A 12,671-nucleotide genomic window follows, 5' to 3' on the forward strand; every position below is an offset into this window, starting at 1 on the left:
CTCTGAGTATTCAAGGGTGGAGGAGTGCAAAATGAATAATCAATCGTTGACGCCCAGACAAGTGGTATCCGAGCTGGATAAGTATATTGTCGGACAAAAGGAAGCTAAAAAATCTGTTGCTGTTGCCTTGCGCAACCGTTATCGGCGTAGTAAGCTGCCGGATGATATCCGGGATGAAATTGTGCCTAAAAATATTTTGATGATCGGACCGACAGGTGTGGGTAAAACTGAAATTGCACGTAGACTTGCACGGCTCGTGGGAGCTCCTTTTGTCAAGGTAGAGGCGACCAAATTTACAGAAGTGGGTTACGTCGGTCGTGATGTGGAATCCATGGTGCGTGATCTGATGGAAACCTCTATTCGCATCGTTAAGACGGAACGAACAGAGAATGTGAAGGACAAAGCGGAAGACATGGCAAATGAACGGATTGTCAGCATCCTTGTACCTGCAGAAAAGTCAAACAAATCGCAACGTAATCCTTTTGAAATGCTGTTTGGCAATAACACGGGAACTTCAGTAGAAGAAGAACCGCCACAACAGGATGGATCTTTGGCAGAAAAGCGCCGTAAGGTTAAATTCGATCTATTGTCTGGTAAGCTTGAGGATGATGTCATAGAGATTGATGTGGAGGATACTGCCCCCAATATGCTCGATATGTTTGCTGGGCAAGGGAATGAACAAATGGGTATGAATATGCAGGAGATGTTCGGAAGTTTTCTGCCCAAGCGGACGAAAAAGCGCAAGCTACCAGTCAAGGAAGCTCGCAAGGTGTTGATTCAAGATGAGGCCGCCAAATTGATCGATATGGATGATGTGATTCAGGAGTCTGTGAAGCGTGCTGAGCAATCCGGTATTATTTTTATTGATGAAATAGATAAGATTGCCAGCCAGGGTAAGGGTAGCGGCCCCGATGTGTCGAGAGAAGGCGTCCAGCGCGATATTTTACCTATTGTCGAGGGATCTACCATCATGACCAAATACGGTCCGGTAAGAACAGATTACATTCTGTTTATTGCTGCAGGAGCTTTTCATGTTGCAAAACCATCTGACCTGATCCCTGAGCTTCAGGGTCGTTTTCCAATCCGTGTGGAATTAAGTAGCCTGACTTTGGATGAGTTTGTGTCGATACTGACGGAGCCTAAAAATGCGCTGACCAAGCAATACACTGATCTACTCCGTACTGAGGAGATTGAAGTCGAATTTTCTGCGGAAGCGATCCGTGAGATTGCCAGCATTGCTGAGTCTGTAAATCGCAACACCGAAAATATTGGTGCACGTCGTTTGCATACCATTCTAGAAAAGCTGCTGGAGGATCTGTCGTTTGAAGCACCAGAGCTTACATTGGATCGTATGATCATTACCCCGGAATATGTACGTGAGAAGCTGGGAGATATTGCCCAAAACAGGGACCTTAGTCAGTATATTTTATGAATAGGGTTTCTAAAAATAGGGTGTGAGGTCCAGAATAACACTATCTTGCACCGTCGTTTAGACCTAGATAATGGTCAAGTTGATGATTTTTCTGTCTATTCCAAAAGTAGGACGTATAATCTTTTACAGGTGTAAAGTGCTAAGAAAACATTCATTTTCTTGAAATAAACCTGAAAAATTTAACATTTTATGCATCTAAAGCCCTCTTTTTTAAAAAAGATAGGGCTTTTTTCTTATTGTAATTAGGTCCCAACTCTACGAAACTTAGAATATATGACAGAAAGTTATTATTTTCTACTTAAGACCTAAAAGAAATGTATAATTATGAAATTTTATTGTCGAAAAAAAGTGAAAAATCTTGTTTTATTGAATCTTACTTTGGAGTAGACGCTGGGAGGGAGGAGCTAAATGAATCTGCTGGGTGATATGAGCTTTCAAAAGCTTCAGGCAGGTGTACAGGCGGCAAATACGAGACAACGTGTGATGGCCGACAATATATCCAATGCGGATACCCCGTATTTTAAGCGTTCGGAGGTTTCATTTGAAGAACTGCTTCAGCAGCAAATGGACGGTGATGTCACACCACTACGTGGAAAAGTAACCAATTCAAGACATTTTCAAATAGGACCTGTGAACTCCATTCCAGATGCCACGGTCACCAAAGATGGGTACTCAGTCATGAATAACAATATGAACAACGTAGATATCGACAGAGAAATGAGTCTTATGGCTGAAAATCAACTAAGATATAATACCTACATCCAAGAAATTAATGAGCGCATCAAGATGATGAGAACAGCGGTAGAAGGGAGATAGGACTAGGTGAAGATTAACAACGGCTTTGATATTAGTGCATCTGCTCTTACGGCCCAACGGTTGCGGATGGACGTTATATCTAGCAACATTGCCAACGCAGAGACAACTCGGGCGAAAGTAGAGAATGGACAAGCAGTTCCATATCGGAGAAAAACGGTTGTTTTGGAGCCGAACCAATCTGGCTTTGCCGATGTTTTGAAGGCTCAAATGGAAGGAAGTAGCACAAGCGCTGCTGGCGTTAAGGTTTCGCAAATTCAGGAAGATCAGTCACCTTTAAAGCCTGTGTACAATCCGGGTCACCCGGACGCTGATAAAGATGGCTATGTATATATGCCTAATGTAGACATTATGAAAGAAATGGTCGACATGATTTCCGCAACACGCTCATACGAAGCCAATGTAACAGCTCTGAATGCATCAAAGGCTATGGTTTCCAAAGCGCTTGAAATCGGTCGCTAAGTTCTAGGACTACTAACTACTTAATAGGGAGAGTAAAACATGATTCAGAACGCCATGTTTAATGTACAGACACCGGCAATACAGCAGATTCAATCGCCTAACAATGAGTTGACGAAAGCGACGCCTTCCGAATCCTTGAAGGATTTTGGTTCCTTCCTAAAGGATGCTCTCAATGAAGTAGGGCAGCAGGAAGCCGCTACGCACCAGATGTCCGACCAATTCATGGCAGGCAAAGTTGATGTAGATCAGGTCATGATCACTTCCCAACAAGCGCTGCTTTCCCTGCAGCTTACTACACAGGTCCGAAACAAAGCGATCGAAGCCTATCAGGAGATCATGCGTACACAGATGTAAAGAGGGTTTAGCAAAGTTTCGGATGGGGTGACGGAGTGAACGAGAGAATCGCCCAATATCGGGATAAGATTTCCGGGTATTGGAATAATTTCAGCAAAAAACAGAAGATATTACTTGTTTCGACATTAGCATTCATCATTATCGCCGTTGTAGTGCTAACGATGCAGTTTACCAAAACCGAGTATGAAGTGGCTTTCCGAGATTTAAATGCTAACGATGCTGCCGGAGTCATTAAATATCTCGATTCTGCGGGTATACCGTACCAACTTAATGCTGGTGGGACACAAATCTCAGTCCCAACTGCTAATGCGGATAAGGCAAAGGTAGATGTTGGGTCTCAAGGCCTGATTCAGAAGGGTTCAATCGGCATGAGCGCTTTTGACCAGTCCTCCTCTGCGATTGGTATGACGGAGAACGAGTTCAATGTGAAGTATAATAATGCATTGAATGGCGAAATACAGCAATTGTTGGAACGGATGGATGGTGTCCAAAGCTCCAAAGCTGTCATTAATATGCCAAAGGAAAACATTTTTGCTGGACTTGAAGAAAAGGACAAAGCCTCCGCTTCGATTCAAATGGAATTTGAGCCTGGCTTTACTCCAAATCAGCAAGCGATCGACGGATACTTTAATCTGGTAAAAACGGCCGTGCCGAATCTGCCAGTGGAAAACATTACGATCACCAATAAGGAATATGAGTTGATTCCAACGGCCAAGGGCGGCCAAGGTGGGCTCACTAGTGGTGTTCAGGAAAACATGGCTCTACAGAAGAAGTTTGAGAGCGATGTAAGGAATAATGTCCAACAATTTTTGTCGAAAATTGTTGGAGACGACAAGGTAAACGTGCTGGTTATGTCCCAGCTAAATTTCGACAAAGTCACATCAAAAGAACAAATGGTCACACCTGTTGATCAAACGAAAATGAAGGGTATTGAAATTAGCGCCCAACAAATTCAGGAAAGCTATACGGGCAGTAGTGGACAAACCGGAGGAGTTGCAGGAACAGGAACACAGGATGTTCCGGGCTACCCCGGAGGAGCTAATTCCGGCAATACCAGCTCAGATAAGAGCTCAAGTACGATTAACTACGAAGTTAACCGAATTGCAAGGGATATTATCCAAAGTCCGTACACTGTAAAAGATTTAACCATTAATGTTGCAGTTGAACCACCAACAGGTCAGCAAACGTTGGATACTGCAACTCAGACAGCAATTCAAAATATTTTGGTTAATATTGTAAGAGCGTCGTTGGCGAATTCTGGTACTACTATTACAGACGCTGATTTGGCTAAGAAGGTTTCAGTGTTCTCACAAGCTGTTCCAGCGCCTGCGAGCACGAATACATTCTTCTCAGCTTCCAACCCTTGGCTATGGGGCATCGGAGCTGCTGTTCTGGCACTGCTGGCGGGTGTAATCTTCCTCATCGTACGCGGTCGTCGTAAGCAGGAAGAAGAGTTGGATGAAGAATTGCAACTCATGCCAACGCCGACGGAGTTCCCGTCTATTACCATGGAAAGTGTGACAAATGAAAGTCAAGTGCGTAAACAGCTTGAAAGTCTGGCGAAAAAGAAACCCGACGAATTCGTCAATCTGCTTCGTACATGGCTGGCTGACGAATAGAGGTGAGTTCATTGGCAAAGGCAAGCAGTCAAGGTTTAACGGGAAGACAGAAAGCAGCTATACTTCTGATCACAATGGGACCAGAGGTATCTGCTCAAATATTCAAGCATTTGCGTGATGAGGAGATCGAGCAACTTACATTGGAAATTGCCAATGTGCGGAAGGTCGATGCCATTGAGAAGGACTCCATCATGGCCGAGTTTCATCAAATTTGTTTGGCTCAGGAGTACATTTCCCAAGGCGGTATTAATTACGCTAAAGAAATATTGGAGAAAGCACTCGGATCGCAAAAAGCAGTTGAGGTCATTAACCGTCTAACAGCGACGTTACAGGTAAGACCCTTCGATTTTGCCCGCAAGGCTGATCCAAACCAGATATTGAATTTTATACAGAATGAGAATCCGCAAACGATTGCTCTCGTGCTTTCGTACTTGCAATTTGAGCAGGCGGCTGCAATTCTGTCGTCTCTGCCACAGGAAAAACAGGCAGATGTGGCCCGGCGTGTCGCTGTCATGGACAGTACATCTCCGGAAGTTATTTCCCAGGTGGAACGAGTGTTGGAGCAAAAACTGTCTGCAACCGCGACGCAGGATTATACGAATGCGGGTGGTATCGAGTCCATTGTTCAGATTTTGAATGGCGTAGACCGCGGAACCGAACGTACGATTCTCGACTCGCTTGAAATTCAAGATCCAGAACTGGCTGAGGAAATCAAGAAAAGAATGTTCGTGTTCGAGGATATCGTCAATGTGGACAACCGTTCCATTCAGCGCATTATCCGCGATATCGACAATGCAGATTTGCAATTGGCGCTTAAAGTGTCCAGTGAAGAAGTACGCGATGTGATTTTCCGAAATATGTCGAAACGTATGGCAGAAACCTTCAAAGAGGAAATGGAGTACATGGGACCGGTGCGGTTGCGTGATGTGGAAGAAGCACAGACACGTATCGTATCGACGATCCGCAGATTGGAAGAGGCCGGTGAGATTATAATCGCACGCGGCGGAGGAGATGACATCATTGTCTAACTTGATTAAATCTTTCCAATATGTTCCTGTAGAGGCTTTGAAAACAATTGATGTGGCACATACGTATGCGCCAGAAACGACGGATGAAGAAATCACAACTGAATATACGGAGCCGGAGCCTCAGCGAGATCACGAGGCTGAACGGCTGCGGGATGAAATGCTGAATGATGCCAAGGATTTTGCCGAACGTCAGGTTCGCGAGGCAGCTGAAGAAGCGGAACGGATGCTTCAGGAGGCACAGCAGCAGATTGAAGCCTGGTGGCAGGAACGACGCGAGCATGACGATCAGTTGACTCAGTCGTTAAAAGCTGATGGGTTTCAGCAAGGATATGAAGAAGGCCAGAAGCTGGCTGAGGCCGAGCTCCAAACGAAATCGGAGCAGATGATGGAAGAAGCACAGGATATTCTGCGTCAGGCCTATGAGATTAAGGAACAACTGATTCAGGAAGCGGAGCCTTTCCTGGTCGAACTGAGTAGTGCTATTGCTGAGAAGGTCATTGAGAAACAGCTTAGCCTTGAGCCAGAATACACGATTGAATTAATTCGTAAAAATTTGGCTCGTAAGCGGGAAAAAGGAACCATTACATTATGTGTGTCGCCTCAGCATTTCGCATTTGTGCAAGGTGCACGAGAAGAATTGTCATTAACTGTCGATTCGCAGGCAGAGCTGCAAATTATTCCTGATGGTACCGTCAAAGATCGCGGATGTGTTATCCGTTCTTCCTTTGGAAGCGTGGATGCGCGGATTGATACGCAATTAGCTGAGATCAAAAAGGAACTACTGCGTCTGGCACATGAGAATGAGGAGCGAAGACATGAAGGGGCTTAATGCGCAGCGCTACATGGATCATTTGCGCCAGTTGGACCCGGTCCGGGTAAATGGCAAGGTTACGCAGGTTATCGGCCTGATGGTTGAATCGGAAGGTCCGGACGCCAGTATCGGGGATGTTTGTTACATTTATCCGGGCAAAACGGCCAAGCCGTTGCAAGCGGAAGTTGTAGGCTTCAGGGACAATAAAGTGCTTCTGATGCCACTTGGAGAACTGCAATCTATTGGTCCCGGTTGTGATGTTGTAGGAACAGGGAAGCCGTTGAATGTGCAGGTCGGGTCGGAACTGTTAGGCAAAGTGCTGGACGGCTTGGGTCAGCCTCTGGATGGCTCATTGATCCCCTCGCGAATGGCGAGATATTCAACCTTCAATATTCCGTCCAATCCGCTGAATCGTCCGCGTGTGCAGGAACCAATCAGTATCGGGGTGCGCGCTATCGACGGGTTGCTTACTATCGGTAAAGGACAACGGGTTGGTATTTTTGCAGGTTCGGGTGTAGGTAAAAGTACCTTGATGGGAATGATTGCTCGTAATACGGAAGCCGATGTGAATGTAATTGCCTTGATCGGGGAACGTGGACGCGAAGTGCTGGACTTTATTGAACGCGATTTAGGTCCGGAGGGACTAGAACGTTCCGTGGTCATTGTGGCAACTTCCGACCAACCTGCGTTAATCCGTATTAAGGGTGCACTTATTGCAACGACCATCGCAGAATATTTTCGGGATCGCGGATTGAATGTCATGCTGATGATGGATTCAGTTACCCGGTATGCGATGGCTCAACGTGAAGTCGGCCTAGCCGTAGGGGAGCCACCGGCAATGAGAGGGTACACCCCTTCCGTGTTTGCTAGTCTACCTAAGCTTTTAGAGCGTGCAGGGACAGGTCCTACTGGCTCCATAACCGCTTTTTATACGGTACTGGTCGATGGTGATGATATGAACGAGCCTATCGCGGATGCGGTGCGCGGGATTTTGGATGGACATATTGTCTTGAATCGTGGAATTGCGAACAAAGGACATTTTCCAGCAATTGATGTGTTAGCGAGTATTAGCCGGGTTATGAAGGATATCGCACCACGAGATCAGATAGATGCTGCCGAGAACATTAAGCGCTTGATGGCCATTTACAAAGATTCGGAGGACCTGATTAATATCGGGGCCTATCAGCAGGGTTCAAATGCAGAAATTGACGAATCCATGGAGCGCATACGGGATATATGGGATTTTACAAGACAAAGAACAGATGAAAAGGCTGAGCTGGACGAGGTAAGAGAGCGTTTGATTTCTGAATTTACGAGGAGATGAAGGTTGAACGATGAGATTTCAGTATTCCTTTCAGAAAGTTGTAGACTTGAAAACCAACGAAAAGTCACAGGCCGAATGGTTGCTTTCCAGTGCTGTCGGACAATTGCAGGCTGAGGAGCAGACATTAACACAGCTTGTAGGCGAAAGGAATCGGGTCATATCAGCCATTCAAAAGGCTGCCGAGGATTGCGCGCCACTCTCTACCATTCAGGAATTACAGGCTTATGTTAATCATCTGGACCAATGTATTACACGCAAGCATAGGGATGTTCAATATGCGCAGCAAAATGTGCAAAGCAAACAAACCGTTTTGACCGATAAAATGCTGGATGAACAGGTTTGGCTGAAAGCGAGAGAGAAGGCCAACGTGAAATTCCAACAGGAAATGCTCCTGCGCGAGCAGAACGAGCTGGATGAAATGGCTTCCGTGCGATTTGCCATGAAAGCCCGGTAAGCGGAAAGTCATAGGATACGCATATCAGCTGCCTGAGGAGGAAGACGATGGCACAGAAGTTAGCAGAAAATGAACTGGATATGGATTTAGGAAAAGAATCAGGCGGGGGATTTGAACGGTTTATGTTTTTCCTGATTCCGATTGTGTTCACAATCGTTCTGGTCGGGGTCCTGCTTACATTGTTCAATATGGACTTCAGAAGCGAAATGATTTCGTTAGGGAACAAAATACCAGTTGTTAAAAATTGGATACCTGAACCGAAAGATAAGGCTACTCAGACGAAAGAGGCAGATCAGAAGGCTCAGTCTGAAAGTTCTGAAGCAACTATTGAGCAGTTAAAGGCAGATTTAGCCAAGCAGACGGAGGAGCTTAAAAAGGCTACCGCTGCTAAGACGACACAAGATAAAAAGGTTACTGAACTGCAGAATCAGGTCAATACGCTGCAAACGCAACAGGAGCAGCAGTCACAGGCCAGTCAGCCGGGACAGGCCGGTACGCAAACTACAGGTGGAACAACAAATGAAGATCCTTATGTAAAACAGGCCAGAGATCTTGCTAGCATGTATGAAGGGATGACAGCAAGTAAAGCGGCACCGATTATGGAGAATCTGACCACGGAAGAGACTGTGCAGCTGTTAAGCTACATGGACCCTGCCAACAGTGCAAAGATTTTGCAAAAGATGGACGCTAAAAAAGCAGCCGATATTACTATGGCTCTGAAAAACGTAACGCCATCTACGGATTTGTCAGTTGCTGCCTTGCAGTCTCGTCTGAAAAAGGATCAAGGTACCACAGCTGGAACAACGAGTAAGAGTTTGCAAAGCACTCAAATCAGTAGCACATTTGCTTCCATGGACAAGAAGAGCGGTGCCGAACTTATTTTACAAACTTACAAAATCAGTCCAGACAAGGCATTAAACATATTAAATACAGTAGATGATTCGACACGTGGTTCTTTACTACAAAATATGTCTGCCAAGGATGCTGCTCAGACCGCAAAAATTTTGAACAAACTGATGGGCAGTAAGTAATTTAAATGAAGGGAGGTGAAAAATAAATGACCCTTATTTCTCAAAGTGTATCGCTCGGCTCCAGTCAGACAGCTAGCAGTACAACGGCCTCAACAACGACTACAGCGACAGCTGCTGGAGCAACCACGGGTGCTTTTAATCAAACACTTACGCAAATGATGACAGGCGGGCAAACGGGCTCAGCAGGCACAGATGCGAACGGTTCTCCATTAGTTATGGTACTTCCGCTTATTGCAACTGGAGAATCCACGGAAGCTCCAACCGAGCCGCTGGCCGAAACACTGGCTCCTTTGCTGCAAAATCTTGAAAAGCTGGATGATCAAGTAGCTGCTGATCCTGCTCTGCTTGCAACTCTGCAAGCGTGGATTCAGCAAGTACAACAGTTTTTACAAGGCGACGGAACAACTCAACAGTTAAACGGTGGAGAAACGACAGAGGCGACAGGCTTAACAGCTTTGGCAGCCAACCCGGCTACTCTTCGATTTGCATTACAGGACGCTTTGTCACAACTTGCCAATGTAGCAGAGCAGGCTTCTGGAGACAAAAAGTCCCAGGTGGCACAGTTACTACAATCGCTCCAAAGCGCAACGGCAGGTACGGGAGCTATTTCCGATGAGCAGTGGAATGGTCTAATGAAAGCTGTGGAACTTGCTGATGGTGGGGATTCACAAGCAGTTCAGCCTTCTGCAAATCGAGCAAATGGTACTCAGACCGTAGCTACAGCTACTACAGACAAACAGGTTGTTGCTTCTCAGCAGCAAGCAAGTCAGGGCGAAACTAATCAACAAGGTTCAGAAGGGCAACGTTCATCAACTAATATTCTCGTTCAGTCTGCAGTTAAGACGACTGTAACAGATGAAGCGAGTGCATTCGTAGATGCAACTGAGCAAGCGGATTCGACAGCAACTGACAATCAGACTCCAGTGATCACGACTGCGGGACAGCTTTCGGTACAAACGCAAGGAACAACACCTTCGGCTCCGGCTCAACCAGTCGTACATGTACGGCAATTTGCCAAGGAGATGACCGAATTTGTAGTGCAGAAACTTGACATTGTAAAACACACTGGTTTGACGGAAGCGACTATCATGCTTCGTCCAGATCATCTGGGCCAGCTGGAAGTTAAGCTGACAATGCAAAATGGTCATCTGGTTGCCCAGTTCATGACTGAGCATAGCGGAGCGAAGGATTTGCTGGAACAGCAAATGTCGCAGCTGCGTTCGAGTCTTCAGAGCCAAGGTATCCAGGTAGATAAGGTAGAAGTAACGCACAATGAGTCGCTTTCCTCCCATATGTATCAGGATGGACGCGGATCTGGAGCTAATCAGCAGCAGCAATCCAATCAACGTTCCAAAGCTCGAGGTAGAGAAGAGAGCGAGGATGCTTTGAAGGTAGCTGAAATGGCAGAAGAGCTTCGTAACTGGACAGCTGAACAACGCGCAGATGATATGAATCGGACAGGCTCCTTTACAGCACAAGCGTAATAATGGAGGTGAGAACACAATGACAACTACAGACAACAATGTATCCACCAGTAACGTTTGGCCGAATTACAATGTGAATAATGTCAAAACGGCAAGTGCCAAGGATACTAAAACGATGGGTAAAGATCAGTTTTTGAAAATTTTGATCACCCAGCTACAAAATCAGGATCCGATGCAGCCTTTGGAGGATAAAGAATTTATCGCTCAAATGGCCCAATTTTCCTCGGTAGAACAACTGATGAACATTTCTACGCAGTTGAATGCATTGGGACAGTCTTTAGGTACAGCCTCCGGTTTGATAGGAAAAGAAGTCAGCTGGATTGAGGCAGGTAAAAAAGACTCCATTACAGGTGAAACAGGTGCGGGTACAGTGAAAAGTGGAATCGTGGATTCCATCGTTATTCGTGACGGTGTGCAGTATGCCAAAATGGGAGCGGCTGAGGTGGCATTAAAAGATGTAACATCAGTGAGCCAGGCTAACACAACGACTCCCGCTACAGATACATCGGATACTTCATCTTCTTCCTCTACTGGAAGCGGTGAGAACTCATGAATGACAGGATAACGGTCGGACGCCTTTTTCCCGCCAACGTGCCCCCGGCAGCAATCTCAAAAAACCGAGTAAATTCGGTATCGAAGGATGCCAGACCGTTCGGTCAGGTGTTGCAGGATCAGGTGCTCAAGCTGAGCAACCATGCAGCCAAGCGTCTGGAGCAACGGGGAATAGAGTTGAGAAGTGACCAAATGGCGAAAATTAACTCTGCTGTGGATAAAGCAGCTGCCAAAGGCGCCAAAGAATCACTGATTTTAATGCAGGATATGGCTTTGATTGTAAGTGTACCTAATCGAACAGTTGTTACCGCGATGGATAAGAAGTCCATGGAGGATAACGTATTTACGCAGATAGATAGTGCTGTAATTATTTCATAAAAATGTATACGAAGTGGCTGGCCCGAATAGGAAAGCCATGAAAAAGCCGCGGATCGACTGATGCGGTCAACTAAGCAACCAATCAGAGGAGGATTTATACTCAATGTTGAGATCAATGTATTCAGGTGTATCGGGCATGAAGGGCTTTCAAACGAAGCTGGACGTTATCGGTAACAACATTGCAAACGTAAATACTACAGGCTTCAAGTCCAGCCGAGTGATGTTCAAGGATATCTTGAGCCAAACGAGTTCAGGCGCAAGTGCACCAGACGGAACAACAACCGCCGGGCAAAATGCCAAGCAGGTAGGTTTGGGAGTGTCGGTCAGCTCTATTGATACACTGCACCTTCCAGGTAGTGCAATGACTACGAACAATCCAACGGATTTACGTATTAACGGTGACGGATTTTTCCTGGTCAAAATGAATGATGCACAGGAAGTTCCTTATCTGACTCGTGCGGGTGATTTTCACGTAGATGCGAACCGAAATCTGGTTACTTCCGATGGATTTTTTGTGGGAAATTTGGATGGAGATCCAATCACACTTGAAGACAATGTTACGGCAGTCTCTATCTCACAGGATGGCACGATTGTACAGCAATTAGATGATGGTACAGTGAATAATGGCACACAAATTGGTATAGCCAGAGTTACTAACCCGGAAGGTTTGGAGAAAATTGGAGGCAGCCTGTATCGTACAACGGTCAACTCCAACATTGATGAACTTGAGCCTGGAGCAGCCAACTCAGAGGGGCGTGGAGCTATCATCTCAGGTCAGCTGGAAATGTCCAACGTTGATCTGACAGGCGAATTTACCGAAATGATCGTAGCTCAGCGCGGATTCCAAGCGAACTCGCGTATCATTACGACCTCGGATGAAGTGCTACAGGAAGTTGTAAACTTGAAACGATAATCTCATTTAAACGCGG

At 45.9% G+C, this 12,671-nt stretch carries 14 protein-coding genes; all 14 read left to right on the top strand.

Annotation, left to right across the window (positions count from 1 at the left end; genetic code table 11):
* Positions 1-31: 31 nt before the first annotated feature.
* Positions 32-1,432, top strand: a complete 1,401-nt coding sequence (hslU, locus tag AOU00_RS22600) for an ATP-dependent protease ATPase subunit HslU (protein WP_023988186.1) — start codon at positions 32-34, stop codon at positions 1,430-1,432.
* Positions 1,433-1,840: 408 nt separating this feature from the next.
* Positions 1,841-2,248, top strand: a complete 408-nt coding sequence (gene flgB / locus AOU00_RS22605; protein ID WP_013309883.1) for a flagellar basal body rod protein FlgB — start codon at positions 1,841-1,843, stop codon at positions 2,246-2,248.
* A 6-nt stretch (positions 2,249-2,254) separates the two neighbouring features.
* Positions 2,255-2,707: a flagellar basal body rod protein FlgC gene (gene flgC / locus AOU00_RS22610; protein WP_013309884.1), complete on the top strand. Its 453-nt coding sequence runs from the start codon at positions 2,255-2,257 to the stop codon at positions 2,705-2,707.
* Positions 2,708-2,746: 39 nt separating this feature from the next.
* Positions 2,747-3,061 (top strand): flagellar hook-basal body complex protein FliE, encoded by a 315-nt coding sequence (gene fliE / locus AOU00_RS22615; protein WP_061831861.1) that lies wholly within the window; start codon positions 2,747-2,749, stop codon positions 3,059-3,061.
* 35 nt (positions 3,062-3,096) lie between these two features.
* The gene (gene fliF, locus AOU00_RS22620; protein ID WP_013309886.1) at positions 3,097-4,680 is read left to right on the top strand and encodes a flagellar basal-body MS-ring/collar protein FliF; all 1,584 of its coding nucleotides are present in this window, start codon (positions 3,097-3,099) and stop codon (positions 4,678-4,680) included.
* An 11-nt stretch (positions 4,681-4,691) separates the two neighbouring features.
* A complete protein-coding gene (fliG, locus tag AOU00_RS22625) occupies positions 4,692-5,708 on the top strand; it encodes a flagellar motor switch protein FliG (protein WP_013370674.1) in 1,017 nt (338 codons plus the stop codon).
* Positions 5,701-6,537 carry a FliH/SctL family protein gene (locus tag AOU00_RS22630; protein ID WP_069291724.1) on the top strand — a complete coding sequence of 279 codons (837 nt, stop codon included), beginning with the start codon at positions 5,701-5,703 and terminating at the stop codon, positions 6,535-6,537. Before fliG ends, AOU00_RS22630 begins: the two co-directional genes overlap by 8 nt.
* Positions 6,524-7,843: a flagellar protein export ATPase FliI gene (fliI, locus tag AOU00_RS22635; protein ID WP_069291725.1), complete on the top strand. Its 1,320-nt coding sequence runs from the start codon at positions 6,524-6,526 to the stop codon at positions 7,841-7,843. The genes AOU00_RS22630 and fliI overlap by 14 nt, the downstream gene beginning before the upstream one ends.
* Before the next feature lie 10 nt (positions 7,844-7,853).
* Positions 7,854-8,297: a flagellar export protein FliJ gene (gene fliJ / locus AOU00_RS22640; RefSeq protein WP_013309890.1), complete on the top strand. Its 444-nt coding sequence runs from the start codon at positions 7,854-7,856 to the stop codon at positions 8,295-8,297.
* Positions 8,298-8,344: 47 nt separating this feature from the next.
* Entirely contained in the window at positions 8,345-9,328 is a 984-nt protein-coding gene (locus AOU00_RS22645) for a magnesium transporter MgtE N-terminal domain-containing protein (protein ID WP_069291726.1), read from the top strand.
* Positions 9,329-9,354: 26 nt separating this feature from the next.
* Positions 9,355-10,812 carry a flagellar hook-length control protein FliK gene (locus AOU00_RS22650; RefSeq protein ID WP_069291727.1) on the top strand — a complete coding sequence of 486 codons (1,458 nt, stop codon included), beginning with the start codon at positions 9,355-9,357 and terminating at the stop codon, positions 10,810-10,812.
* Positions 10,813-10,831: 19 nt separating this feature from the next.
* The gene (locus AOU00_RS22655; protein ID WP_025723729.1) at positions 10,832-11,365 is read left to right on the top strand and encodes a flagellar hook capping FlgD N-terminal domain-containing protein; all 534 of its coding nucleotides are present in this window, start codon (positions 10,832-10,834) and stop codon (positions 11,363-11,365) included.
* On the top strand, positions 11,362-11,742 hold the full coding sequence (locus AOU00_RS22660; RefSeq protein WP_061831868.1) for a TIGR02530 family flagellar biosynthesis protein: 381 nt from the start codon (positions 11,362-11,364) through the stop codon (positions 11,740-11,742). Before AOU00_RS22655 ends, AOU00_RS22660 begins: the two co-directional genes overlap by 4 nt.
* A 103-nt stretch (positions 11,743-11,845) precedes the next feature.
* A complete protein-coding gene (gene flgF / locus AOU00_RS22665; protein WP_069291728.1) occupies positions 11,846-12,655 on the top strand; it encodes a flagellar basal-body rod protein FlgF in 810 nt (269 codons plus the stop codon).
* Positions 12,656-12,671: the final 16 nt, after the last annotated feature.

This window comes from Paenibacillus polymyxa, assembly GCF_001719045.1.
Lineage (GTDB): Bacteria > Bacillota > Bacilli > Paenibacillales > Paenibacillaceae > Paenibacillus > Paenibacillus polymyxa_B.